Here is a 25726-nt window from a genome sequence, read left to right on the forward strand (position 1 = left end):
GCTTTTGGGAGAAGCGAAATGACCGACGCGATGCATGGCATGGTGGCGATCGTCACTGGCGGCGGAACCGGAATCGGCGCGGCAGTGGTGCGGGCGCTCGCCAAGCGGGGCGTGCGATGCGTCATCAACTATGCCTCCAGCCGCGACGCTGCCGAGGCGCTGGCGGCGGAGGTCGGGGGCGGATCGATCGCGGTCCAGGCCGATATCGCCGACGACGCCCAGTGCCGGGCGTTGGCGGAAGCGGCGCGCGTAGCGTTCGGGCGCATCGACCTGCTCGTCAACAATGCGGGCAAGACGAAGTTCGCTGACCATGAGGATCTCGACGCGCTGTCGGCGGACGATTTCCTCGACATCTATCGCCTGAACACCGTCGCCGCGTTTCAGATGACGCGCGCCTGCGTGCCGCTGATGCGCGAAAGTCCCAGTGCGGCGGTGGTCAACCTCGCCTCGGTCGCGGGCGTGTTCGGCAATGGTTCGTCGGTCGCCTATGCCGCGTCGAAGGGCGCGCTGATTACCATGACCAAGAGCCTCGCGCGGGTGCTGGCGCCCGCGATTCGGGTGAATGCGGTGGCGCCGGGCTATGTCGGGACGGGCTGGTTTTCGGAGCGGATGGACGCGGATCAGTTCGCGAAGTTCGAAGGCTTCATCGCCGGGCAGGTTCCGATGGCGATGGCGGCGCATGCCGAGGATATTGCCGGGCCGATCGTCATGCTGCTGGACCCGGCGAGCCGGGTGATTACCGGCGAGACGGTGCTGCTCGACGCGGGCGCGCATCTCGATGTGGGGTTGAGCAGACGGCCGGGGCGGGGGTGATTTCGCCCGTCCCCTTTTCCGTTCGTTTCGAGCGTAGTCGAGAAACGCGACCAGAGCGCCCAGCCCGCGCTTCTCGACTACGCTCGAAACGAACGGTCAAAGGGGGGGCGGGGGCATTCGAGCGCTCACCCTGAGCCTGTCGAAGGGTGTTGGGACAAAACCCGGTTTCGACAGGCTCAGCCTGAGCGCGGCGGGGCGGGTCAGTTCTTCAACCCAAACAGCACCGCTTTTGCCTTCTCGGTCATTGGCTGGTTCGGCGGGCTCACCTCATCGCCCTTGCGATATGCCTCCACCGTCGCGGGCCGCGCGCGGATCACCTCGAACCAGCGCTTCACGTTGGGGAAATCCTCCAGCCGCTGGCCTTGCGCCTCATAGGGCACGATCCACGGATAGGCCGCCATGTCGGCGATCGAATAATCCCCGGCGATGAACTCGCGCCCTTCAAGCCGCCGGTCGAGCACGCCGTATAGCCGCGCGGTTTCCTTGATATAGCGGTCGATCGCGTACGGAATCTTCTCGGGCGCATAGCGGTTGAAATGATGGTTCTGCCCCAGCATCGGCCCCAGCCCGCCCATCTGCCACATCAGCCACTGCAACTGCTCGGTCTTCGTCCGGGCGTCGGGGCCGTAGAAGCGCCCCGTCTTCTCCGCGAGATAGATCAGGATGGCGCCCGATTCGAACACGCTCACCGGCGCGGCTCCATCGGCCGGCGCGTGATCGACGATCGCGGGCATCCGGTTGTTGGGCGCAATCTTGAGGAAATCGGGCTCGAACTGCGCGCCTTCGCCGATATTCACCGGCACGATCCGGTATTCCAGCCCCGCTTCTTCGAGAAACAGCGTGATCTTGTGGCCGTTCGGCGTGGGCCAATAATGCAGGTCGATCATGGGTGGCGCTCCGTTGCAATTCCCTCGCTGCGCCAGATGGTCATGGTCCGTCGCGACCACAACCGCGCATCATCGCGCTTGACGTGGCGTCGGACATACCGCAATTTCGAATCCTGATCGGGTGACCTGCGGTGCATGAGCGCCGGGCGCCGAAATGGAGGAGCAGGATGGCAGGTGTTGCCGAGGCCGAACCGGCCGTCAATTCGCTGGATGATTTCCGGCAGCAGGTGCGCGACTGGATCGCCGCCAATTTCCCGGCATCGTTGAAAGGCAAGGATGCCAGCCTATCCGCGCTCGAAGGGCCGAGCGAGGAAAGCGCCGATGAAAAGGCGTGGCGCGAGGCGATGGGCGAACAGGGCTGGGGCGTCCCCACCTGGCCAAAGGACTATGGCGGCGGTGGGCTGAGCAAGGCCGAGGCGCGCGTGCTGCAGGATGAACTGGGCCGGGCAGGCGCCCATAACCCGATCGGCGGCATGGGCGTGATGATGTTCGGGCCGACCTTGCTCGAATACGGGACCGAGGAGCAGAAGCGCGAACACATCCCGGCCATCGCGCGCGGCGAGGTGCGCTGGTGTCAGGGCTATAGCGAGCCCAATGCCGGGTCCGACCTCGCCAATATCCAGACCTTTGCCGAGGACAAGGGCGATCACTACGTCATCAATGGCCAGAAGACCTGGACCAGCGGCGGGCAATGGGCCGACAAATGCTTCGCGCTGGTCCGCACGTCGAAGGAATCGAAACATGGCGGGATCAGCTTCATGCTGATCGACATGCACCAGCCGGGGGTGGATACGAAGCCAATCGGGCTGATTTCCGGCTCGTCGCCGTTCTGTGAGACGTTCTTCACCGACGCAAAGACCGACAAAGCGAACCTGGTCGGACGCGAGGGGCAGGGGTGGGAAATCGGCACGCGGCTCTTGCAGCACGAACGCGCCAGCCTGTCGGGCGGCAGCGGCGGGGCGAGCCGGTTGTTCGCGGGGATGCCACTCAGCGCGCTGGCGAAGGAATATGTCGGTACCGACGAACAGGGCCGCATTTCCGATGCCGATCTACGCACTCGCATCATCAAGCATGAAATGGACGTGCGATCGTTTCTGCTGACGCTGAAGCGCGCGGGCGAGGAAGCCAAGTCCAACCAGGGGCCGTCGGCGACCACGTCGATCATGAAGAATGTCGGCGCGCGGATTACCCAAGACCGCGCGGAACTGGCGCTGGAGATCATGGGGATGCAGGGGCTGGGCTGGGAAGGCGAGGGCTTCACGGCAAAGGAACTGGAGCAGACCCGCACCTGGCTGTGGGGCAAGGCGGTGTCGATCTATGGCGGATCGACCGAGATCCAGAACAATGTGATCGCCAAGCGCATCCTGGGGATGCTCGACCATCAATAGAAAAAAACAGATCGTCTCCCCAGCGAAAACTGGGGGATCAGGCGGCGTGCGTGCGGCCTGATATGCCAGCCTGCGCTGGCATGACGACACCAATGAAAAGGCGGGGCTGAATAATGGCCGTACTCAACGACGAACAGGTGATGCTGCGCGACATGGCGCGCGAATGGGCGGACAATGAATCGCCCGTCACGGAGTTTCGTAAACTCCGCAAATCCGGCGCGGCGGAGAAGTTCGACGCCGACAAATGGCGCGCTCAGGCCGAAATGGGTTGGGCGGGCGTCATCGTTCCCGAAGAGCAGGGCGGAGTCGGCATGGGCTGGCTGGCGCTCGGGCTGGTGCTCGAACAATTGGGGCGGACGCTGGCGGCAAGCCCGCTTGCCGCGACCGCATCGGCGGCGGGTGCGATCCTGCTGTCCGACGACGAGGCGCTGAAGGGCGAGGTGTTGCCGCGCATCGCCAGTGGCGAAGCGATCGCGACCCTGGCGATCGATGAAGGCTCGCGCTTCGACCCCGCAAGATGCGCTACCCGTGTCGAGGGCGGCAAGCTGACCGGCACCAAGATGTTCGTCGCGGAAGGCGACGCCGCAACCCTGTTCGTCGTGTCGGCCGAGGATGGCCTCTATCTGGTCGAGGACGCAGCGGGGGTCACCAAGTCGTCGCGCGCGATGGTCGATTTCCGCAGCCATGCCGATGTGCGCTTCGATGGCGCGCCAGCGCGAAAGCTGGGCGGGACCGATCTGATCGCGGCGGCCACTGACCGCGCCGCCATCGCCACGGCGGCCGAAATGCTCGGCATGGCGGAAGCGGCGTTCGAGCAGACCAACGACTATCTGAAAACCCGCACCCAGTTCGGGCAGAAGCTATCGACCTTCCAGGCGCTCCAGCATCGCATGGCAAAGATGTTCACCGAGTTGCAGCTGATGCGCTCGGCGGTGGAGGGCGGACTCGAAGCACTCGACCGCGGCGCGGGCGTCGATCAGGCGGCAAGTCTGGCCAAGGCGGTGGCGAGCGAAACGCTGCACTTGGTCAGCCGCGAGATGATCCAGCTCCACGGCGGCATCGGCATGACCGACGAGCATGATGCGGGCTTTTACATGAAGCGCGCGCAGGTGCTGGAGACGATGTGGGGCACCGCCTCCTATCACCGCGACCGCTTTGCCCGGTTGAACGGCTATTGAGTTTCGATTTGATACTCAATTCGGGCGCGGGGTATGGCCATTTTGGTGTATGGTATTTGCGTCACACCTTTGTCGAACGCTAGCGAATATGCGGGATTCCCACTTGACGAACATGGGACACCGCTTCAAATTCGAGGATGAGGTATGCGCCGTCCAACAGGCGCAGCCAATCAGGAGAGGATGCTATGGCTAAGCGACAGTTGATGGTTGCGTGCGCGGGTTCGGCATTGATGCTGGCGCTCGCGATGCCGGCCCATGCGCAGGACGTGACGGCCGCGTCCACCGAGCAGGATGTGCAGGAGCAGGAGGTCGGCGGCTCGATCGTTGTTACCGCTCAAGGTCGTTCTCAGATCCTGGCCGACGTTCCGGTCGCGGTTTCGGCGGTCAATGCCGAAAGCCTGGCCTTGTCGGGTGCCAACGACATTCGCCAGCTGAACCAGCTCGCGCCGTCGCTGCTGGTGTCGTCGACGGGTTCCGAAGCCAACGGCTCGGCGCGTATCCGCGGGATCGGCACGGTCGGCGACAATCCGGGTCTCGAAAGCTCGGTGGTTACCTTTATCGACGGCGTCTATCGCTCGCGCTCGGGGATCGGCCTCAACGAACTCGGCGAAATCGATCGCATCGAGGTTCTGCGCGGACCGCAGGGCACGCTTGGCGGGCGCAACTCGTCGGCGGGCCTGATCAGCATCATCAGCAAGCAGCCCGAATTCACCTTCGGCGGCAGTGCGGAGGCGACCTATGGCAACTACGATTTCTGGCGTTTCGGGGTCGGCCTGACCGGTCCGATCATTTCCGACGTGCTCGCGGCGCGTGTGGACGGCGTTTATGTCAAGCGCGACGGGTTCTACAATGACGCCGCGAACGGCACGACGATCAACGATCGCGACCGTTACTTCGTTCGTGGCCAGTTGTTGTTCCAGCCCAATTCGGACATCAACGTCCGCCTGATCGGCGATTACAGCAAGCGTGACGAAAACTGCTGCGCTGCCACCTATGTCGGGCCAACGGTCAATCCGTTTATCGGCAATCTCAACAACCCGGTAGCTTCGGTGAATGCGGGGCCGGGCACGTTTGGAAACGGCAACAACATCATCAATGTACTGACCGCGCTGGGCCAGAATCCGGCGGCCTTCAATCAGGGGTATAGCCGCAATGTGTCGGTGACGCCGGGCCGCGATTATGAAAGCAATTCCGAAGACTATGGCTTCTCCGGGCAGGTCGACTGGACGTTCGGCGACACCACCTTCACGTCGATCACCGCCTATCGCAACTATTACAATACCCAGGCCAGCGATACCGACTATGGCACAGCCGATCTGTTGTATAACGGCGGTGGCGACAGCAACTCGCGCCGGTTCCGCACCTTCACTCAGGAACTGCGCTTGCAGGGAAGCGCGTTCGACGGTCGGCTCGACTGGCTGGTCGGCGGCTTCTATCTGAATGAGCGTATCCGGGTTACCAGCGACTTGCGGTTCGGCAACGATTATGGCCGGTTCGCAACATGCCGGATCATTTCCGGCACGGCATTGGCGTCATTCTATTCGCCCGGTTCGACCAGTTGTATCGGCACGACTCCGATCCCGGCTCTGGGCGGGATTACCGGCCGACAAGGCGTTGCTGGGGCCTTCGGTGCGGCCGGGCCAACCATTCTTGCGGCATTCGACCGGTTGGACGGCATTCGCGATCGCGGATCGATCGTTGACACCTATCGCCAGAATACGGAGAGCTTTGCCGCCTTCACCCACAACATCGTGCATCTCACCGACAAGCTCGATCTGACGCTGGGCCTGCGATACACCGACGAACGCAAGCGTTTTTCGGCGAACTTCACGAACGACAATACCGCATGCGTCGCCAACCAACAGGCGTTGACGCCGTTCTTGACCAATCCGGCACTTGCGGCGATCGCGGGCGGCATATTGGGTCTGTCGTGTCAGGGGAATTCAACGTCGGAATTGAATGGCGTTTCGATCAGCGACGAACGCAAAGAGGACAAGTTCACCGGCACCGCGATCCTGTCATACAAGGTGACGCCCGACCTGCTGGTCTATGGCAGCTTCTCGCGCGGCTATAAGGCGGGTGGCTTCAACCTCGACCGCTCGGCGCTGAAGCAGCCCGTGCAGTCCTTCGCATCGCTGGGCGGTGCGCAGGCACTGACCGGTCGTCTCCAGTTCGATCCCGAAACGGTCGACGCGTACGAAGTCGGTGCCAAATACGCAACCGGCCCGTTCAGCGTGTCGGTCGCGGCGTTCCGCCAGGAGTTCAAGAACTTCCAGCTCAACACCTTCGACGGAACGGTGTTCATCGTTCAGAACGTGAATGGCTGTACCGCCGATCTTGCTGGCGGCGATCGCGATCAAAGCAAGTTCACCGGCGCGCCCAACTTCAACGCCGGGGCAACCGCGTCGGGTGCCTGTGCAAGCGATGACCTGGGATACGGTGTCCTTTCCCAGGGTGTCGAGCTGGAAGCGCAGATCGTTCCCGTCCGCGACCTGAGGATCGCGATGGGCTTGACCTATGCCGAGACCACGTTCCGCGACAACCTTGTCGGCAATGCCAGCGGCGCGCCGCTCAACCAGGCGCTTCGGAAATTGCCGGGCGACAATCTGTCCAACGCTCCCGAGATCGTCGTGACCTCATCGGTGGGTTGGACGCCGCAGCTCGGCAATTCCGGTCTCTCGGCCCTGTTCTACGTCGATGGCCGTCTGGCCGGCGATTATAACACCGGGTCCGACCTGTTCCCGCAAAAGGAACAGGACGGGTTCTTCATCCTGAACGCGCGTGTCGGTATCCGTGGCCCAGCGCAACGGTGGGCGCTCGAATTCTGGGGCCAGAACCTGCTCAACAAGGATTATGCCCAGGTCGCGTTCAACTCGCCGTTCCAGGAAGGTGCGACTTCGACGACGACGGCGTTTGCGGATCCGCAATATCCCGGCGGGCGCCAGATCTTCTCGCAGTTCCTCGCCGAGCCGCGGACTTACGGCGTGACGTTGCGCGGGCGGTTCTGACCGTCCGCGCCCAAGGGCGGGTCGCTTTTCCGAGCGGCCCGCCCTTTTTGTTTGAGTATCAATCGAGGAGCCGCCCATGAGCGCCAGTCCAGTCCAGGTCGCCGATGCGATCGCCGACGATGTCGCCATCCGCCGTCGGGGATGGACGCTGGGGCTGCTTACCGTCACCTATTTCTTCAGCTATATGGACCGTCAGATCCTCGCGATCTTGCAAGAGCTGATCAAGGACGACCTGGGCCTATCCGATACTCAGCTGGGCATGCTGACGGGCCTCGCCTTCGCGGTCTTCTACGCCGGGCTCGGCATTCCGGTCGCGCGGCTGGCCGACCGGATGAACCGCAAGAACATCATCGCCATTTCGCTGACCGTGTGGAGCGCGATGACCGCCGCTTGCGGCCTTGCACAGAATTTCATCCAGCTGCTGCTGTTCCGCATCGGCGTCGGCGTCGGCGAAGCCGGGTCGAGCCCTCCCAGCCATTCGATCATCGCCGATCTCTATCCGCCCGAAAAGCGCGCCGGCGCAATGGCGATCTATTCGCTGGGCGTGGTGCTGGGCACCGCGTTCGGGACGATGATCGGCGGCACCGTCGCGCATTATTACGGATGGCGGATCGCCTTGTTCGCGGTCGGCCTGCCGGGCGTTCTGCTCGCTTTCTTCGTGTGGAAATATGTCGTCGAGCCGCGCCGTGGCCTGTCCGACGTTGCCAAGGTCGCCGAGAGCGACACGATGCCGACGCTGGGCGAAGGCTTTGCCGGCATGTGGCGCAACAAGGCGGCGGTGCATGTGGTGCTGGGCGTCACGCTCACCTCGATGATCGGATATGGCCTCGCCGCGTTCGGTCCGAGCTATATGCAGCGGTCGCTCGACATGAGCCTGCTCCAGATCGCGTGGATCGTCGCGCCGATCCTGGGCGTCGTCGGCGCCTTGTCCGCCGTGCTGGGCGGGCGGCTCGCCGACTGGCTGGCGAAGAACAAGGGGATGCACGCGCAAAGCTACATGGTGGCGGTACTCAAGGTCATCGCGCTGCCCTTCGCGCTCATGTTCTACTGGCTCGACAGTTGGCAGCTGGCGCTGTCGGCCTATGTCGTCGCGCTGCTGTTCCAGAACAGCTATCTCGGCCCGAGCTTCGCGATGATCCAGAGCCTCGCGCCGCAAAAGGTGCGGGCCTTGTGGGCGGCGATTACGCTGCTCGTCATCAACATGGTCGGACTGGGTATCGGTCCGGTTGCCGTCGGGCGGCTGAGCGATGCGCTCAACCCGACCTATGGCGAGGATTCGCTCCGTTACGCGATGCTGATCTTCGCCGCGATCACACCCTGGGCGATCTTCCACTATTGGCGGGCCGGGGTGCTGCTGAAAGCGCAGCAGGACGCTCGGGCGCAGGCGACTTAAGGTACACGCGCTCCTCCACCGTTCGTTTCGAGCGAAGTCGAGAAACGTGGACCGGACGCTTCGGGCGGGTTTCTCGACTTCGCTCGAAACGAACGGTGGGGGTAGGTTGCCTGGAATGGAGTGAGGCGGGAGAGGACGGAAGAGTGTGGCTTGGGATCACCCCACCGCGCGGTCGTCGAACATTCCGAACATCAGCGACGACGCATACATCGCCACCGCTTTCTCGCGTGGCATGGTGCCTGCCCATTTGCGCATGTCGAACGCGGCGTTTTGCAGCGCCATCAACGCCTGGCTCGCGACCAGCGGATCGACCGCGCGGATCGATCCTTCGGCGATCCCGTCGCTGATCGTGCCCGCAAAGCGCCGCGCGATGCGGTTCGACCGGTCGATCATCGTCTGGCGCACGCGCAAGGGAAGCCCCGAAAGCGCGGTGGTGCGGAGCAACGGCCCGGCTTCCGAAAACTGGATGTCGAGCAACGTCGCGACGACATTCTGCAACCGTTGCCAGTAATCGCCGCCCAGATCGTCGCCGTCGCGCTGTCCTTGGGTGATCGTGTCGAAGCTGCGTTTGTAGCATTCGATGACAAGATCGTCCTTGGCGTCGAGATGGTGGTAGAAGCTGCCCTTGGTCACGTTCAGCTCGGATGCGATCCGCTGGACCGATGCGCCGCGATAGCCGAGTTCGTTGATGAGCCGCGTGGCCGCGAGCAGGAACTGCACCCGCTGCGGCTCGGTGTCGCCGTGATCGAGGTCGAGCAGTTGAGGCGACCAGTCGCGCCCCGGCGCGGCGAGGCCATGTTCGAACACGTCCATCAACCGCGCCTCGACGCGGGGATATTGGTCGACCGAATAACGCTCCAGCCAAGCCGACAGCCAGAAGCTGTTTTCGAGCAATGTATGGGCGCGGGCGCTCCGAAGATCGGTATGCTCGCGCCCGCCGCCGTCGCCCCACAAGGCACGGGTCTTGCGGAATACCTCGCGCCAGCCTGCCATCAGCTTGGTTCGAGCGGGTTCTTCGGTGGCGCGCAGGTCGGACAGGATCGCGAATTCGGTCTCCTCGCCTTCGCGCACGCGGGCAAGCCGCGCCATGTTGATCGACAGGAACTTGGCGACCCGCGCCTGCGGCGTCGTTTCCTGAAGCGCGGCGTCGAGCATCGCGGTCAGACGCGTCAGCGTCTGGTCGAAACAGGCGGCGGCAAGATCCTCCTTGCGCTTGAAATAATAGGTGACGCTCGTGGTGTTCAGCCCGACGCGCCGCGCGACATCGGCAAAGGTCATGCCCTTTGCCGATTGTTCGTTGATCGCCTCTGCCGCGGCGGCGAGGATCGCGTCCCGCTTGGCCTGGAATCTTTTGGTTCCGGCGGAGCCATCCGCCACGGTGTCGTGCCCCTGCATCGCGAAACTCTAGCAAATGAATTTCGAAGCGACAGTGTTTTTTGTGCGCAGCATGGGCGCGGTTGAGACGAGCCGTTTATGCGGCCCGCGTGAGGACGAAATCAGTTTTATTGAAAAACGGGTATGGCGTTGGCCGGTGTCCGGCGATAGTCTCCGCAACGACCATTATCAGGCAAAAGGACGCACCCCAATGGACTTCACGCTCAACGAACGCGAAACGCATTTCCGCGACCGGGTGCGCGCCTTTATCGACCAGCATATCGCCCCGCGCCAAGACGACTACTATGCCGACCTCAAGGCGGGCGACCGCTGGGCGCCGTCCACGGTGATCGAGGAATTGAAGCCCAAGGCAAAGGCTGCGGGGCTGTGGAATTTCTTCATGCCGCCGCATTCGGGCCAGAGCCATGTCGATGACAGTTTCGAGTTTGAGGGCACGCAGCTTTCCAACCTCGAATACGCGCTGTGCGCCGAGGAAATGGGCCGGATTTACTGGGCGAGCGAGGTGTTCAACTGCTCCGCGCCCGATACCGGCAATATGGAAGTGCTCCACCGTTACGGCACGCGCGCGCAGAAGGACCAGTGGCTGCGACCGCTGATGAACGGCGAAATCCGTTCCGCCTTTCTGATGACCGAGCCTGCGGTCGCATCCTCCGACGCGACCAACATCGAAACCTCGATGGTGCGCGACGGCGACCATTATGTCATCAACGGTCGCAAATGGTGGTCGTCGGGCACCGGCGATCCGCGCTGCAGAATCGCGATCGTGATGGGCAAGACCGATACCGAGGCCAAGCGGCACCAGCAGCAGAGCCAGATTCTCGTTCCGCTCGACACGCCCGGCGTGAAGATCGAACGGATGCTGTCGGTTTACGGGTATGACCACGCGCCGCACGGACATGGCGAGGTGGTGTTGACCGACGTCCGCGTGCCGGTCGAAAACCTGCTGCTCGGCGAAGGGCGCGGGTTCGAGATCGCGCAGGGGCGGCTGGGACCGGGGCGCATCCATCACTGCATGCGGACGATCGGCGTCGCGGAGATGGGCATCGAATATATGGCCAAGCGGCTGCTTAGCCGCGTGGCGTTCGGCAAGCGGATCGCCGACCATTCGATCTGGGAACAACGCATCGCCCGCGCGCGGATCGACATCGAAATGACGCGACTGCTGTGCCTGAAGGCCGCCGACATGATGGACAAGGCGGGCAACAAATCGGCGCAACAGGAAATCGCGATGATCAAGGTTCAGGCGCCGAACATGGCGCTGTCGATCCTCGACGACGCGATCCAGGCGCATGGCGGTGGCGGGGTCTCTGGGGATTTCCCGCTGGCGAGCGCCTGGGCTTCGATGCGGACGCTGCGTTTTGCGGACGGGCCGGACGAGGTGCACAACCGGGCGATCGCGCGCAACGAGTTCGGGAAATATTCGGCCTGAACCGTCGCCCCAGCGAAAGCTGGGGCATCAAGCGGCAGGCGCAGCGCAGGAGTCGCATTATATCCCAGCTTTCGCTGGGATGACGGGTGATTTGAAAGGATTGGGATAGGGTGAAGGCAGCCGTTCTGTTCGAGGCGAAACGCCCGCTCGAAATCGTCGAGGTGGTGGTCGACAAGCCCGGCCCGCGCGAGGTGCTGATCCGTACCGCTGCGGTCGGCGTGTGCCGGTCGGACCTGCATTTCGTCGATGGCAGCTTTCCGCACCCCATGCCCACCGTTCCCGGCCACGAAGCCGCAGGCGTGGTCGAGGCGGTGGGGGAGGGCGTGTCGAGCGTGAAGCCCGGCGATCACGTCATCACCTTCTTCACCGTATTCTGCGGCAGTTGCGAGATGTGCATCACAGGACGGCCCTCGCTGTGCGTCGATCCCTCCACGCGCCGCGCAAAGGACGCGCCGCCGCGATTGACGCTGAAGGACGGTCAGGCGCTTGCCCCCTTCCTCAACCTGTCGGCATTCGCCGAACAGATGCTGGTCCACGAAAACGCCTGCGTCGCGATCCCCAAGGAAATGCCGCTCGACCGCGCGGCGTTGCTCGGCTGCGCGGTCATCACCGGCGCGGGATCGGTGTTCAACGACAGCAAGGTGAAGCCGGGCGAAAGCGTCGCGGTGATCGGCGCGGGCGGGATCGGCCTGTCGGCGATCAACGCGGCGAAGATCGCGGGCGCGGGCCAGATCATCGCGATCGACCCGGTGGCCGAGAAACGCGCGCTTGCCGAGAAAATGGGCGCGACCCACACACTCGACGCCAATGCGGATGGGTTGATGAAGACCGTCCTCGCGCTGTCCGATGGCGGCGTGCATTATGCGATCGAGGCAGTCGGGCGGTCGAATACCGCCGAGCTTGCCTGGAACATCCTGCGGCGCGGCGGAACCGCGACGATCCTCGGCATGATCGCGCCGGGCAACGAAGTGAAGATCGCGGGGCCGACCTTTCTGACCGGCAAGAAGCTGCAAGGATCGCTGCTCGGCTCCACGCAATTCCCGATCGACATGCCGCGTCTCGTCCGCATGTATCTCGACCGCAAACTCGATCTCGACACGATGGTCGCCGAGCGAATCGCGCTGGAGGAGATCAACGACGCGCTCGAAAAACTGAGGACCGGCGACACCGCGCGCTCGGTGATCGTGTTCGCATGACGCAGGACCTCGACACCGCACGGCTGACCGAGTGGATGGCGGCCAACGTCGCCGGATTCGAAGGGCCGCTGAACTATGAAAAATTCGCGGGCGGCCAGTCCAACCCGACCTATCGCATCGACGCCGCCTCGGGCAGCTATGTGCTGCGCCGCAAGCCATTCGGGCCGCTGCTGCCGTCCGCCCATGCGGTGGACCGCGAATATCGCCTGATCGCCGGGTTGCATCCGACCGGCTTTCCGGTCGCGAAACCTTACGGGCTGTGCGAGGACGACGCGGTCATCGGATCGGCCTTCTACATCATGGAAATGGTCGAGGGGCGCACGCTGTGGGACGGGACCTTACCCGACATGGCCCCCGCCGATCGCAGCGCCCATTACAACTCGATCGTCGACACGCTCGCCGATCTGCACGCGATCGATTACGAAGCGGCGGGTCTGGGGAGCTATGGCAAGCCCGGCAATTATTTCGAGCGTCAGGTCGCGCGCTGGACCAAGCAATATCGGATGAGCCAGACCGACGATCTGCCGGAAGCGGAAACGCTGATCGAATGGTTGCCGCGCACCGTGCCCGAACAGACGCGCACCTCGATCGTCCACGGCGATTACCGCATCGACAACATGATCTTCGATGCGCAGGGCCCGCACATCCGCGCGGTACTCGATTGGGAATTGTCGACGCTGGGCGATCCGCTGGCTGACTTCGCCTATTTCGCGATGAACTGGGTGACCGAGCCGGAAGGGCGGTCGGGGGTGAAGGGCGTGAATGGCGGCGATACCGGCATCCCGACTCTGGAGGAGATCACTGCCCGTTACTGCGCGCGCACCGGGCGCGACGGGGTGCCCGACCTCAACTGGTATTTCAGCTATAATCTGTTCCGCCTGATGGGCATCGTGCAAGGAATCAAGAAGCGTGTGATCGACGGCAATGCGTCGAATGCGCAAGCGGAGGCGACTGCGGCACGCGTGCCGGGTCTGGCGCAGGCGGCATGGGAGTTTGCGGTGAAGGCGGGGGCTTGAAATGGCCCCGCAACCGCCAGCCGTCATTGCGAGCGCAGCGAGGCAATCCAACGATGTATCTGCTGCTCTGGATTGCTTCGCTGCGCTCGCAATGACGGAGGCACACAGATCGAGAGGATGGAGATGAAAAACCTGTTCGACCTGACCGGCAAGGTCGCGATCGTCACCGGCTCGTCGCGCGGGATCGGCAAGGCGTCGGCCGAAGCACTTGCCGCGCATGGCGCAAAAATCGTCATCTCCAGCCGCAAGCAGGACGCCTGCGACGAGGTGGCGGCCGCGATCAACGCCGAACATGGCGACGGCACCGCCATCGCCATTGCCGCCAGCATATCGGACAAGGAGGCGCTGGCCCGGCTGCTCGCCGAAACGCGCAACGCGTTCGGGCGCATCGACATCCTGGTCTGCAACGCGGCGTCGAACCCCTATTACGGGCCACTTGCCGGAATCGAGGACGAACAGTTCCGCAAGATCCTCGACAATAACGTCCTGTCGAACCACTGGCTGATCCAGCAGGTCGCGCCCGAAATGCGCGAGCGCAAGGACGGGGCGATCATCATTGTCTCGTCGATCGGTGGGCTTCGCGGATCGCCGGTGATCGGGGCCTACAACGTGTCGAAAGCGGCAGATTTTCAGCTCGCACGCAACTATGCGGTCGAATACGGACCGGACAATGTGCGCGTGAATTGCATCGCGCCGGGCCTGATCCGCACCGATTTTGCCCGCGCGCTATGGGAAGACCCGGAACGCGAGAAACAAACGAACCGGTCCACCCCGCTCCGCCGCATCGGCGAGCCGCATGAAATCGCGGGTGCGGTCGTCTATCTCGCCTCGCCCGCCGCGGCGTTCATGACCGGACAGGCGATGGTGATCGACGGCGGCGTGACGATCTAGCAGCAAGCCGTCCCCCGTTCGTTTCGAGCGAAGTCGAGAAACGCGGCCTGGCGTGTGCACGCGTTCTCGACTTCGCTCGAAGCGAACGGGTGGGTGAAGACAGGAAATTGGGAATAGCGATATGAACAGGTTCGAAGGCAAATCGATCGTCGTCACCGGCGCAGGATCGGGGATCGGTCGCGCGGCGTCGCTGCTGTTCGCGGCGGAAGGGGGGAGCGTGCTCGTCGCCGATCTGACCGAAGGCGCGGACGAAACCGCGCGGATGATCGCCGACGCGGGCGGCACCGCGCAGTCGATCCGCGTCGATGCCGGGAACGAAGCCGACGTGATCCGCATGATCGATACCGCCGCGGAGGCGCATGGCGGCATCGACGTGATCTTTGCCAATGCCGGGATTTCGGGCGGCATGGCCAATATCTTCGATACCGATGTGTCGCTGTTCAGCGATGTCCTGCGCGTCAACCTGATCGGGCCGTTCCTGGCGATCAAGCACGGCGCGCCGAAGATCTCCGATAGGGGCGGCGGCGCGATCGTGCTGACCGCCAGCGTGGCGGGCATCCGATCGGGCGCAGGGTCACCCGCCTATTCGGCGTCGAAAGCGGGCGTCATCAACCTGGCTGCGGTCGCTGCGCAACAGCTTTCGGGGTCGAATATCCGAGTCAACGCGCTGTGTCCCGGCCTGACCGAAACGGGCATGACCAAGCCAACCTTCGATTACGCGCGCGACGCCGGAAAGATGGACCGGATCGGTCGCCTCAACCCCTTGAAACGCGGTGCCCAGCCCGACGAACTCGCGCGCGCCGCGCTGTTCCTCGCCTCCGACGACGCCAGCTATGTCAATGGCCAGGCGCTGGCAGTCGATGGCGGCCTGTCGTCCAGCCACCCGGTCACACGTCAGGAGTACGGACGAACCGCGGTCTAGAAACACTTGCGCACGGACAACCGAAACGGTGCTGCACGACACGCGAAACAGTGGATCGCGCCGCGTGGTGCTCATCGGCTGAAAAGGGGGGACCTTCCTCCCCTGAAAAGGGGGACCCACCATGAAAGCTGCGAATTAAACGCCACAAATCAATATGGTGACCCCTACGGGAGGGGACCCCTTCAAGCAAAAGAGCCCATTCGGTGGGCTTTCCGCTAGGTGGATCATAAGCCGCTGTACCACAGCGCTGTACCTGTATTGTACGCGCGCTGACCGTCCCCCGCAACTCCCAACGCAAACTTTTGATTCGAATTAAATCTCGATGCCATCGACGGACAGAGGATCACGTTCAAATCTGAAGAAACCTCCCTGTCGCCACTTTTCCAGCCCCACCCAAGCATCTCCCAATTCGTTGAAATGCCAGCAGGCATCCTCTTCAAGGTAGCGGATGTGGTCTACGGGAATGGACAGAGGAAAATATCCGCCCGCGCGGATGTGATCCCAAATTGCACATTGAATGTCGAAGTCGTGCGGTGGATCTTCGGAGCTGGTGCTTTGCCGCCAGTTTTCGCGAGCGACCCTTCGGCTTTCGGAGCGAAGGGCAAGGCTGAATGCGGCTTTTCCAGTCCGTGCTTCCTCTAGACAGACCATGTGGATATCTTTTCTGTACGAGATTCGGAAAGACTGATCCGGTCCGCTTCGGTTTGGCGACGCTTCCAAGATATATTGCGGAATTGTCGGCGATCGTTTTCGTCGAAGCTCAGGCGATATCTCGAAGCTCCGCTGCTCCTCCTTATTCCGAAAATACGATGTAACGTCGGCCCCCGGTGGCAGGTTGGTGGTATGTTGGCCGCTCGGCCTTGTTTCTTGCGGCCCGTCATTTTTGGCGTAGTCCGCAAGGAGGGAGCGCACTGCATCTGCAATACCGGCTTGAAGCGCCACATCATTGCCGTGAATGAACAGCGCCCGCTTTTCAGCCAATTTCAGATGCGCATCAACTGCGACCATTAGCGGCCATGCAGGACCGATAGCAGCCTTCGCAGCAACCCCAGTGCGCATCTGGACCAACAGGGTAGTTGCGACGACCAACCTAAGAGCGTCCAAATAGGCATTCTCGTAGTCTTTTTCCCGACCCTTTGCCTTCGGGTGGTCAGCCAGAGATCGAATTCTCTCGCGCTGCCGATCAATGAATTTGGACGGACTTTCCCCCACTCGACCGATGGCATAGGACACGTTTTCTCGAAGTTGAAAACTTCCCACCGCCAAAGCCTCGAGCCAGGCAAGGCCGTCAGGCTCAGGACCGACCAGAGCAACCACAAGACGAGCGATCGAACGCTCACTTTCATTTTTAGGAGCTACGATCATTCTCACGGCGCGCTCTGCCTGTGCCAGCGCCGCTTCGGGTTCAGAAGACCACTGCGCTTGGAACGCTGCAACAATTTTAGGACCGAATAGCTCGTCGAGCTTCAACGTGAGCATAGCTGTTCCTGTCCAGCGCGATGTGATCCCGTCCCACTGGATCAAAGTGCTAACTTTTTGATGAACTGGGAGGAAAGGGCACGCGATCCACCCGTGACAGGGATCGGAAAATACCAGGACGAGGGGGCATCGTCCGCGTGACAAAGAACGCGTTTGGTCGAGACAAACGTTTAGGCGCAATACCGTAAAAATGTGCAGGCCAACATTTTTACCAATTTTGGTGGCAAGCCACCGGCGAGCGGCAAGCACTCGGGTCCTCTGCTACGCTCCGGAAGGCAAGGCGTAGGTCAGCAAAGCGCCCCACATCCGGCCGTTCGGCCTTGTCGCCCGACGATCCCGAAAGCCGCCCTTCGTTCTGCCAGCGCTCAACTGGTGCAGCCCCGAAATTGCGCTGACGCCCAACAGGCGTGGCCACCATTATGTTCGGAGTGCAGCAATCAGGGCGTCCCGAGCCATGGCCACGCGCGGGTGTCGCAGCGATGAGCGTGCCCAGACGAGGTAGTAAGCGTTGCGCGGCACCGTGACCGGGGCGGGTATCTCGATCAGCGTGCAGGCAGCGCGTTCGCTGCGGGTGAGATAGCCGGGCATCACCGTCCAGCCGAGACCCGCGCACAATCCCGATCGCAATACTCTCAAATCGGGCGCGGTCAACGCGGGCTGGCTCGTCAGCTCGAGCTGGTTTGCATGGAGCCAGGTTCGCAGCAGCGGCCGTTCGAGGTCGTAGGCGAGGTGGGCCGTCCGGTTGAGTCCGTCGGCAAGCGGCAATTCGGCAATCCGCATGGCCACGGCGGGCGAGGCTACGGCGCGCAGGTGCTCTTCGCCCAGCGCATGAAAGGCCAACCGCGCATCTTCGGGTTGGGAGGCGGTGACGGCCAGGTGCACCTTGTCTTCGAGGAGCAAGGCATAGAGCGCCTCGCGCCCGCCGATATGCAGGCGCAGGTCAAGCCCTGCTTCCAGCAGCGGGGCCAGCCGGGGCGTGATCATCTCCCCCAGCAGGTCCGACGGCGCGGCGATGTGGACCGTGCCCGAGATGCGCGACGATCGGGCCCGCGCGCTGGCCAGTGCCGATTCCGCCGTGTCGAGGCTGCTTCCGATCGAAGCCACGAGATCGTCGGCAATCGCTGTTGGTCGAACACCCCGCGAATGGCGATCGAACAGAGGACGGCCTAATTGCGCCTCGAGCGATGCGATGTGCTGCGACGCCGCCGGTTGGGTGATGCCGATTGCCCGGGCCGCCTCGCTCAATGAACGACGGCGGTAGACTTCGACGAAGGTGCGCAACTGCAGGAGGGACATTCCGGTTCCATAACCGGATTTATGGCCGTCCGCCATTCCCCCTGGATTTCATGATGCCGTTCCCTGCGTATCTAAGCCGCCGAAAGGAACGATCGAATGCAAAATCGCCGCCAATTGCTGCAAGCCCTCACCGCTGTCCTGGTGGCGGGCGCGGCGCCGGCGGGTGCGTTTGCTCGTGTTCCCGACATCACTAGAAAAGGACAACTGACGATGACCCGCATTCTCATGGTGGCCACCTCCGCCGACCGCATGACTCCCGGCACCGAACCGACGGGCGTCTGGCTCGAGGAACTTACCACCCCGTACTACGCGTTCCGCGATGCGGGCGCCGAGGTTACGCTGGCCTCGATCAAGGGTGGCGCCATCCCCGTCGACCAGCGTAGCGTTAACGCCGACGGCGAGAACGACGCTTCGGTCGAGCGCTATCTGAAGGACGAGGCCCTGAAGGCCGAGGTTGCCAGCACCCCTGTCTTCACAAGCATCGATCCCGCCGGCTACGACGCGCTGTTCCTGCCGGGCGGCCACGGCACCATGTTCGATTACCCCGTCAGTGACGAACTGGCCCGCCTGGTCGAACGCTTCGACCGCGAAGGCAAGATCGTTGCCGCCGTCTGCCATGGACCGGCAGGGCTGGTCTCGGCGAAGAAGGCTGATGGCACGCCCTTCGTCGCCGACCGCCGTGTCGCGGGCTTCACGGACAGCGAGGAACGCGCGGTCGGTCTCGATCAGGCGGTGCCGTTCCTCCTCGAAACGCGTCTCAAGGAACTCGGCGGCAAGCACGAAGGCGGCCCCGATTTTGCCCCCTTCGCCCTGTGCGACGGCAATCTGGTGACCGGCCAGAACCCCGCCAGCGCGACCCGCACCGCGGAGCTCGTGATGGAAGCCCTCAAGGACAAGGTCGCCTGATCATGCGCTATCTCCACACCATGCTGCGCGTCGCCGATCCCGAGGCGGCGATCCGGTTCTTCACGCCGCTGGGTCTCAAGGAGACCCGGCGCATGGAGAACCAGGCCGGGCGTTACACGCTGATCTACCTTGCCGCCGACGAGGATTTCCGCGGCGACGGCGAGCAGGGCGATGCCGAGGTCGAGCTGACGTACAACTGGCCGCCGGAGGACGGCAGCTCTGCCGAGACATACACGGAGGGCCGAAACTTCGGCCACCTCGCCTACGGGGTCGACGACATCTACGAGACGTGCGCGCGGCTGCAGGCGGGCGGTGTGACGATCAATCGCCCCCCCCGCGACGGATACATGGCGTTCGTCCGCTCTCCGGACGGGATCTCGATCGAACTGCTCCAAAAAGGCGAACACATGGCCCCGGCCGAACCCTGGGCCTCCATGCCCAACACGGGCGCATGGTGATGGCGCGCCTGTTCGAACCGCTCGAGGTCGGGGGGCTGCGGCTTGCCAACCGCATCGTTATCGCGCCGATGTGCCAGTATTCTGCCGAGGACGGCGCGATGACCGACTGGCACCGGATGCATCTCGGCCAGTTGGCACTGTCGGGGGCGGCTGCGCTGACGATAGAGGCGACCGCTGTGAGCCCGGAAGGGCGCATCACCTACGGTGACGTCGGCCTGTACGATGACCGAACCGAAGCGGCGATGCGAAGCGTGCTCGAAAGCGTGCGCCGGTGGTCGGACATGCCGCTGATCATCCAGCTGGCGCATGCCGGCCGCAAGGCGAGCTGCGCCAAGCCGTGGCACGGCGGAACGCAGATCGCCCCCGACGCGGAAAATGGCTGGCAGACCGTGGCACCCAGCGCCGTTCCCTTCGCGCCCGCCGACCATCCCCCTGTCGAACTGGACACGGCAGGGCTTGCCCGCATCCGCGAAGCCTTCGCCGATGCCGCCCGGCGCGCCGGCAGGCTCGGCATCGATGCCGTCCAGATCCACGCGGCGCATGGCTATCTGCTCCACGAGTTTCTTTCGCCGATCTCCAACCGGCGCGGCGATGAATACGGCAGCAGCCTCGAAGCTCGGATGCGCTTCCCGCTCGAAGTGTTCGATGCCGTGCGCGAAGCGTTTCCGGCCGACCGCCCGGTGACCGTCCGCGTTTCCGGGACCGACTGGGTCGAAGGCGGCTGGACAGCGGAGGAAACCGCATTGTTTGCACGGGAGCTGGAGCGGCGCGGTTGCGCGGCGATCCACGTCTCCGGCGGCGGCCTCGACCCGCGCCAGCAGATCCCTGTCGGCCCCGGCTATCAGGTGCCGCTGGCGCGGACGGTCAAGGAAGCGGTCGTTATGCCTGTCGTGGCGGTCGGAATGATCACCGATCCGCACCAGGCGGAGCGCATCCTCGAAGACGGGCATGCCGACGCCATAGCAATTGCCCGCGCTGCGCTGTGGGCCCCCCGTTGGCCCTGGCACGCCGCCGCCGCGCTTGGCGCATCGGTCAAGGCGCCGCCGCAATATCTCCGGTCCGAGCCCCACGAAGCGGGCCGCATCCTCAAGGAAATGATCCCATGAAAGCCGCCAAACTGCTTCTTGCCGCTGGCGCTGCCCTCGCGCTTGCTGCCTGCGCGACCACTCGCGACGGTGCACCCGCGCCGCAAATCGAACAGGTCGCGACCTTCGATGGCGCGATGCCGACGGGCGTGACCGTCGCCCCCAACGGGCGCATCTTCGTCAACTTCCCGCAATGGGGCGATAACGCACCGTTCACGGTGGCCGAACTGGTCGACGGCAAGGCGGTCCCCTATCCCGACGCCGCGACCAACCGTCCCGATCCGGCCGACCCGGCGGGGCATTTCATCTCGGTGCAGAGCGTGGTGGCCGACGGCGCCAATCGCCTCTGGGTGCTCGACACGGCGGCGCCCAAGTTCTCGCAGCCGCAAGCCGGCGGGGCAAAGCTGGTAGCGATAGATCTTGCGACCAACCGGGTGGTGAAGACGATCGTCCTGCCGCCCAGCGTGGTGCTGCCCACGACCTACCTCAACGACGTGCGCTTCGATCTGCGTCAGGGTGCCGAGGGCGTCGCCTACATCACCGACAGCAGCAACGAGGGGATCGGCGGCATCATCGTCGTCGATATCGCCAGCGGGCGTGCGATCCGACGCCTGTCGAACCATGCGACGACCAACCCCGAGCCCGGCTTCACCCCGGTTGTCGACGGCGCGGTGCTCATGAACCGCCCGGCTGACGGCCCCGAGACGCCGGTCACGATCGCAAGCGACGCGATCGGGCTCAGCGCCGACAGCAGCCTGCTGTATTACGGTCCACTGTCGGGCCGCACGCTGCACGCGGTGCCCACGGCAATGCTGCGCGATCCCGCAGTGTCCGAGGAGGAACTGGCCCGCGCGGTCCGCAGCCTGGGGCGCAAAGGCGCCTCGGACGGGATAGCCGAGGACGACAAGGGCCGAGTGTTCGCCGGCGATTACGAGAACAACGCGATCCGCATGCTCGATCAGGGCCTCTGGACGACGGTGGTCAGCGACCCCCGCATCAGCTGGCCCGACACGCTGTCGATCGGCACCGACGGCTACCTCTACTTCACCGCCAACCAGCTCCATCGCCAGCCAGGCTTCCACGGTGGGCGGGACTTGCGCCGCAAGCCCTACGAGCTGCTCCGCATCAAGGTGGGCGCCGGACCCGTCCTGTTGCGCTCGCGGTGACCATATCAGGCCGGACGGTCTCGCGCGGGGCCGCGATCCGGCGAAAAATCAACAACGGACTTGAAGGAATACAGTCATGACCAAGGGTATCGAAGGCAAGGTAATTCTCATTACCGGCGGCAGCACCGGCATCGGCGCGGAAACCGCGCGTCTTCTCGCGGAACGCGGCGCGAAGGTGGCTATCGCCGCGCGGCGCAAGGACAGGCTCGACGAGGTCGTCGCGGACATCGCCGCAAATGGCGGCTCGGCACGTAGCTACGCGCTGGACGTGACCGACAAATCGGCGGTCCAGTCCGTCGTCGCCGCAATCGTTGCCGACTTCGGCCGCCTCGACGTGCTGATCAACAACGCCGGGCTGATGCCGATCCGCCCGATGGCCGAGGTCAACACCGACGAGTGGGACCAGATGATCGACGTCAATCTGAAGGGTACGCTCTACGGCATCGCGGCGGCCCTTCCCGGTTTTCTCGAGCAGGGCAGCGGTCACATCATCAACTTGAGCTCGGTTGCGGGCATCAAGGTCTTCGCACCGGGCGGCACGGTCTACTCCGGCACAAAGTTCGCCGTCAGCGCGATCAGCGAGGGCTTGCGCCACGAGGTGGGGGAAAAGGTCCGGGTCACGTCAATCGAGCCTGGAGCTGTCGAAAGCGATCTGAAGTTCACGACATCCGGCACGGCTGCCGAGACGGTGCTGGACTTCTACAAGCAGGCCATCCCGGCGGCATCGGTGGCGCGTGCTATCGCGTTCGCTGTCGAACAACCTGATGACGTCGACATCAACGCGATCGTCATCCGGCCGACCGCACAGGAGTTCTGATTTCGACCGGGAGGCGGAGCCGCGTGTGCTCCGCCTCATGGGGAACGTACCGGCCCGCTCGTCCGTTAATTTGACGAATAATATCTGTTCGTTTCACTAGAGGAATAAATTATGCCCAAACTTGCCCTGTATGTACCGCTGAAGGCTAAGCCCGGAAAAGAACGCGATGTCGCCGATTTCCTGACCTCGGCATTGCCGCTCGTTCAAGCTGAGCCGGGCACGCTGACCTGGTACGCGATCGAGGAAGGTCCCGGTGCGTACGCGATCTTCGATACGTTTGACACCGAGGAGGATCGGCAGGCCCATCTTGACGGCAAGGTTGCCGCCGCTCTGATGGACAAGGCAGAAGAACTGTTTTCCGAACCGCCGCAGATTCACAAGTTCACCCTGCTGGCCGCGAAATAACGGAACGCTCGGCGCCCTAGCGCGTCGCTTTCATCGCCCGCGCGGGGGGGGGGGGGGGGGGGGACCCGCGCGCGGCGGCGTGCGTGGAGCGGTTTTCCCCGAACTGGCGAAGGAGACACACCATGCGCACCACTCAGACGCTCGACCTAAACGACGCGCGGGCAATCATCGATGCGGGGATCGCGGAGGCCGAGCGGATCGGCAACCCGATGAACATCGCGGTGGTGGACGCGGGCGGCTGCCTCCTAGCGTTTGCGCGGATGGACGATGCGTGGCGCGGCAGCGTCGACATCGCGATCGGCAAGGCATGGACGGCGCGCGCGTTCGACGTCGAGACCAAGGGGCTTGCGAATCTCGCCCAGCCGGGCGCCGACTTCTACGGCATCCATGCATCCAACGACGGCAAGGTGATGATCTTCGCCGGGGGCGTGCCGATCAAGGTGGGCGAGACGGTGATCGGCGCGGTGGGCGTGTCGGGCGGCACCGGCAAGCAAGACCAGGGCGTGGCCGAGGCGGCGGCGCAGGCTTTCGCGCACGGTTGAGCCTTGAAGCGCGGTGGCGGGCGCGGCGGAGCCGGCTCAGTCGCCGGTGGTTCAGTCGACGGCGGCGGGCTGAGGCGCCGGGCGCGCCTCCCGCGCGGCGTGGGTCGCCTTTGTTTAACGCGTTATTCGGTCGTTCTGGCCCAGTCATTCAGAAAACCACCGTCAATCGATCCCGGGACTGCCCTACGGGAAGGAACCTCTCAAATAGCAGCAGGTTCAGTAAGGTGAGAACACTTGGAAGGGTGCGATGTCCTCCGCCGTTGCGATGGAAGGGATCATCACAAGCTCTCCATTTAATGACGCGTTGAGTAGAGCTGCGAAAGGAAAAGATCCGTGAAAGCTGTCGTATACAACGGGCCCAAAGATGTTTCCGTCAATACCATCGATGATCCCAGGATCGAAAAGCAGACCGATGTTATCATCCGGCTGACCACGACCAATATCTGCGGGTCGGACCTTCACATGTATGAGGGCCGTACCAGCTTCGAGAAGGGCAGGGTCTTCGGTCACGAAAACCTTGGCGAGGTCATCGAGGTCGGCTCTGCCGTAGATCGTATCAAGAAGGGCGATCGCGTGTGCATGCCGTTCAACGTCGGTTGCGGTTTCTGCGAAAATTGCGAACGCGGTTTGACGGGTTTTTGCCTCACGACCAACCCTGGCACCGCCGGCGCAGCGTATGGCTTTGCCGAGATGGGTCCGTGGCAAGGTGGTCAGGCCGAATTGATGCGCGTTCCTTATGCGGACTTCAATTGTCTGAAGCTGCCTGAGGACGCTGAGGAGAAGGAGGATGACTATGTCATGCTCTCCGACATCTTCCCGACGGGTTGGCATGGCGTCGAACTGTCAGGTTTCCTGCCTGGCGAAAGCATCGCGATCTACGGCGCCGGTCCGGTCGGTTTGATGGCCGCGCATTCAGCCGAAATTCGTGGTGCCTCTCAGATCTTCGTGGTGGATTCTCACGATGACCGCCTGAAACTGGCCGAGGCGATGGGCGCTATTCCGATCGACATGCGCAAGGGCGATCCCGCCCAGCAGATCCTTGACGCGACCGGCGGCCTCGGGACCGACCGGGGGGTCGAGGCGGTCGGGTATCAGTGTTGCGATCGCCACGGCAAGGAGCGCAGCAATTACACGATGAACCGCCTCGTCAAAAGTACGAAGGCCACCGGCGGGATCGGCGTCGTCGGCGTGTTCATTCCGGAAGACCCGAACGCGCCTGACGATCTCCAGAAGGAAGGCAAGATCGCTTTCGACTTCGGCGACTTCTGGTTCAAGGGCCAGAAGATCGGCACCGGCCAGTGCAACGTAAAGCACTACAACCGGCGACTGATGAAGCTTATCGAGCAAGACCGGGCCAATCCCGCCCAAATCATCTCGCACCGATTGCCGCTTGATCAGGCGCCAGACGCCTACAAGCACTTCGACGAGCGCGATGCTGGATGGACCAAGGTCGTGCTCAAGCCGGGCACCTGACCTAAATCCTCGACGGAACAGGAAATAAACTATGACTTTGGAAGGCAAATCAGTTGCCATTCTGATCGCACCCCGCGGGACGGAAGAACCAGAATTCTCGAAGCCCAAGCAAGCTGTCGAGGAGGCTGGTGGCAAAGTGACCGTGGTCAGTTTCGAATCGGGCAAGGCTCGCACAGTCAATAGCGATCTTGACGAGGGCGGCAGCTATACTATCGACAAGACGTTTTCCGAGGTCAAAGCCGACGATTTCGACGGACTTGTTGTGCCCGGAGGGACTGTCGGTGCCGACAAGCTTCGCGGCAACGTCGAGGCAATTGGTTTCATCAGGGCTTTCTTCGATCAGAAAAAACCTGTTGCGGCGATATGCCACGCACCCTGGACATTGATCGAGGCGGGTGTGCTCAAGGGTCGCACCTTGACGTCCTACCCCACGCTGAAGGTCGATATCGAGAACGCCGGCGGTGCATGGACCAACGAGGAAGTCGTGGTCGACAACGGCCTTGTTACCAGCCGCGATCCCGACGATTTGCCCGCCTTCTGTGCCAAACTCATCGAGGAAATCGCAGCAGGGAATTAACACGGA

Annotated in this window: 23 protein-coding genes; 19 read left to right on the top strand and 4 right to left on the bottom strand. The window is 63.3% G+C overall.

The features are described 5' to 3' along the window. The first annotated feature begins 18 nt into the window (after nucleotides 1-18). Complete coding sequence (locus ACX0GZ_RS14240; RefSeq protein ID WP_458817415.1) at nucleotides 19-813, top strand: SDR family NAD(P)-dependent oxidoreductase; 795 nt, start codon at nucleotides 19-21, stop codon at nucleotides 811-813. 200 nt (nucleotides 814-1013) lie between these two features. Here ACX0GZ_RS14240 and ACX0GZ_RS14245 read toward each other — a convergent pair whose 3' ends face one another. Further along, nucleotides 1014-1700 (bottom strand): glutathione binding-like protein, encoded by a 687-nt coding sequence (locus ACX0GZ_RS14245; protein WP_458817416.1) that lies wholly within the window; start codon nucleotides 1698-1700, stop codon nucleotides 1014-1016. A gap of 167 nt (nucleotides 1701-1867) precedes the next feature. On the opposite strand from ACX0GZ_RS14245, the gene ACX0GZ_RS14250 reads away from it, so the two are divergent. From ACX0GZ_RS14250 to ACX0GZ_RS14265, 4 genes are all read left to right on the top strand, one after another. Continuing rightward, nucleotides 1868-3088, top strand: a complete 1221-nt coding sequence (locus tag ACX0GZ_RS14250) for an acyl-CoA dehydrogenase family protein (RefSeq protein WP_458817417.1) — start codon at nucleotides 1868-1870, stop codon at nucleotides 3086-3088. Nucleotides 3089-3201: 113 nt separating this feature from the next. Beyond that, nucleotides 3202-4266 (top strand): acyl-CoA dehydrogenase family protein, encoded by a 1065-nt coding sequence (locus ACX0GZ_RS14255; RefSeq protein ID WP_458817418.1) that lies wholly within the window; start codon nucleotides 3202-3204, stop codon nucleotides 4264-4266. A 185-nt stretch (nucleotides 4267-4451) separates the two neighbouring features. Next, nucleotides 4452-7274, top strand: coding sequence for a TonB-dependent receptor (locus ACX0GZ_RS14260; RefSeq protein ID WP_458817419.1), 2823 nt, complete (start codon nucleotides 4452-4454; stop codon nucleotides 7272-7274). A 76-nt stretch (nucleotides 7275-7350) separates the two neighbouring features. Continuing rightward, nucleotides 7351-8667, top strand: a complete 1317-nt coding sequence (locus ACX0GZ_RS14265; protein WP_458817420.1) for a spinster family MFS transporter — start codon at nucleotides 7351-7353, stop codon at nucleotides 8665-8667. A gap of 156 nt (nucleotides 8668-8823) precedes the next feature. Here ACX0GZ_RS14265 and ACX0GZ_RS14270 read toward each other — a convergent pair whose 3' ends face one another. Continuing rightward, nucleotides 8824-10062, bottom strand: coding sequence for a TetR/AcrR family transcriptional regulator (locus ACX0GZ_RS14270; RefSeq protein WP_458817421.1), 1239 nt, complete (start codon nucleotides 10060-10062; stop codon nucleotides 8824-8826). A gap of 190 nt (nucleotides 10063-10252) precedes the next feature. Between ACX0GZ_RS14270 and ACX0GZ_RS14275 the strand changes: the two genes are divergently transcribed. The 5 genes from ACX0GZ_RS14275 to ACX0GZ_RS14295 all read left to right on the top strand — a co-directional run bounded on the left by ACX0GZ_RS14275 (nucleotide 10253) and on the right by ACX0GZ_RS14295 (nucleotide 15516). Beyond that, a complete protein-coding gene (locus tag ACX0GZ_RS14275) occupies nucleotides 10253-11491 on the top strand; it encodes an acyl-CoA dehydrogenase family protein (protein WP_458817460.1) in 1239 nt (412 codons plus the stop codon). 110 nt (nucleotides 11492-11601) lie between these two features. Continuing rightward, the gene (locus ACX0GZ_RS14280) at nucleotides 11602-12687 is read left to right on the top strand and encodes a Zn-dependent alcohol dehydrogenase (RefSeq protein ID WP_458817422.1); all 1086 of its coding nucleotides are present in this window, start codon (nucleotides 11602-11604) and stop codon (nucleotides 12685-12687) included. Further along, a complete protein-coding gene (locus tag ACX0GZ_RS14285) occupies nucleotides 12684-13703 on the top strand; it encodes a phosphotransferase family protein (protein ID WP_458817423.1) in 1020 nt (339 codons plus the stop codon). The genes ACX0GZ_RS14280 and ACX0GZ_RS14285 overlap by 4 nt, the downstream gene beginning before the upstream one ends. Nucleotides 13704-13820: 117 nt before the next feature. Next, nucleotides 13821-14594, top strand: coding sequence for an SDR family oxidoreductase (locus ACX0GZ_RS14290; RefSeq protein ID WP_458817424.1), 774 nt, complete (start codon nucleotides 13821-13823; stop codon nucleotides 14592-14594). Between the two features lie 121 nt (nucleotides 14595-14715). After that, entirely contained in the window at nucleotides 14716-15516 is an 801-nt protein-coding gene (locus tag ACX0GZ_RS14295) for an SDR family NAD(P)-dependent oxidoreductase (protein WP_458817425.1), read from the top strand. Nucleotides 15517-15828: 312 nt separating this feature from the next. Here the strand turns inward: ACX0GZ_RS14295 and ACX0GZ_RS14300 are convergent, their stop codons facing one another. Beyond that, nucleotides 15829-16995 carry a hypothetical protein gene (locus ACX0GZ_RS14300; protein ID WP_458817426.1) on the bottom strand — a complete coding sequence of 389 codons (1167 nt, stop codon included), beginning with the start codon at nucleotides 16993-16995 and terminating at the stop codon, nucleotides 15829-15831. Nucleotides 16996-17412: 417 nt separating this feature from the next. Beyond that, on the bottom strand, nucleotides 17413-18291 hold the full coding sequence (locus ACX0GZ_RS14305; protein ID WP_458817427.1) for a LysR family transcriptional regulator: 879 nt from the start codon (nucleotides 18289-18291) through the stop codon (nucleotides 17413-17415). 96 nt (nucleotides 18292-18387) lie between these two features. On the opposite strand from ACX0GZ_RS14305, the gene ACX0GZ_RS14310 reads away from it, so the two are divergent. The 9 genes from ACX0GZ_RS14310 to ACX0GZ_RS14350 all read left to right on the top strand — a co-directional run bounded on the left by ACX0GZ_RS14310 (nucleotide 18388) and on the right by ACX0GZ_RS14350 (nucleotide 25720). After that, nucleotides 18388-19197, top strand: a complete 810-nt coding sequence (locus tag ACX0GZ_RS14310; RefSeq protein WP_458817428.1) for a type 1 glutamine amidotransferase domain-containing protein — start codon at nucleotides 18388-18390, stop codon at nucleotides 19195-19197. Further along, nucleotides 19197-19655, top strand: a complete 459-nt coding sequence (locus ACX0GZ_RS14315) for a VOC family protein (protein WP_458817461.1) — start codon at nucleotides 19197-19199, stop codon at nucleotides 19653-19655. The genes ACX0GZ_RS14310 and ACX0GZ_RS14315 overlap by 1 nt, the downstream gene beginning before the upstream one ends. Further along, entirely contained in the window at nucleotides 19655-20761 is a 1107-nt protein-coding gene (locus tag ACX0GZ_RS14320) for an NADH:flavin oxidoreductase/NADH oxidase (protein WP_458817429.1), read from the top strand. Before ACX0GZ_RS14315 ends, ACX0GZ_RS14320 begins: the two co-directional genes overlap by 1 nt. Continuing rightward, complete coding sequence (locus ACX0GZ_RS14325; RefSeq protein WP_458817430.1) at nucleotides 20758-21906, top strand: L-dopachrome tautomerase-related protein; 1149 nt, start codon at nucleotides 20758-20760, stop codon at nucleotides 21904-21906. The genes ACX0GZ_RS14320 and ACX0GZ_RS14325 overlap by 4 nt, the downstream gene beginning before the upstream one ends. 76 nt (nucleotides 21907-21982) lie before the next feature. Further along, nucleotides 21983-22723 carry an SDR family oxidoreductase gene (locus ACX0GZ_RS14330; protein WP_458817431.1) on the top strand — a complete coding sequence of 247 codons (741 nt, stop codon included), beginning with the start codon at nucleotides 21983-21985 and terminating at the stop codon, nucleotides 22721-22723. A 111-nt stretch (nucleotides 22724-22834) separates the two neighbouring features. Next, on the top strand, nucleotides 22835-23128 hold the full coding sequence (locus tag ACX0GZ_RS14335) for a putative quinol monooxygenase (protein ID WP_009823882.1): 294 nt from the start codon (nucleotides 22835-22837) through the stop codon (nucleotides 23126-23128). A 122-nt stretch (nucleotides 23129-23250) separates the two neighbouring features. Beyond that, on the top strand, nucleotides 23251-23670 hold the full coding sequence (locus tag ACX0GZ_RS14340) for a GlcG/HbpS family heme-binding protein (RefSeq protein ID WP_458817432.1): 420 nt from the start codon (nucleotides 23251-23253) through the stop codon (nucleotides 23668-23670). Between the two features lie 333 nt (nucleotides 23671-24003). After that, nucleotides 24004-25143, top strand: a complete 1140-nt coding sequence (locus ACX0GZ_RS14345; RefSeq protein ID WP_458817433.1) for a glutathione-independent formaldehyde dehydrogenase — start codon at nucleotides 24004-24006, stop codon at nucleotides 25141-25143. Between the two features lie 31 nt (nucleotides 25144-25174). Then, entirely contained in the window at nucleotides 25175-25720 is a 546-nt protein-coding gene (locus tag ACX0GZ_RS14350; protein WP_458817434.1) for a type 1 glutamine amidotransferase domain-containing protein, read from the top strand. Nucleotides 25721-25726: the final 6 nt, after the last annotated feature.

The sequence above is a fragment of the Sphingomonas aestuarii genome, from assembly GCF_054457155.1.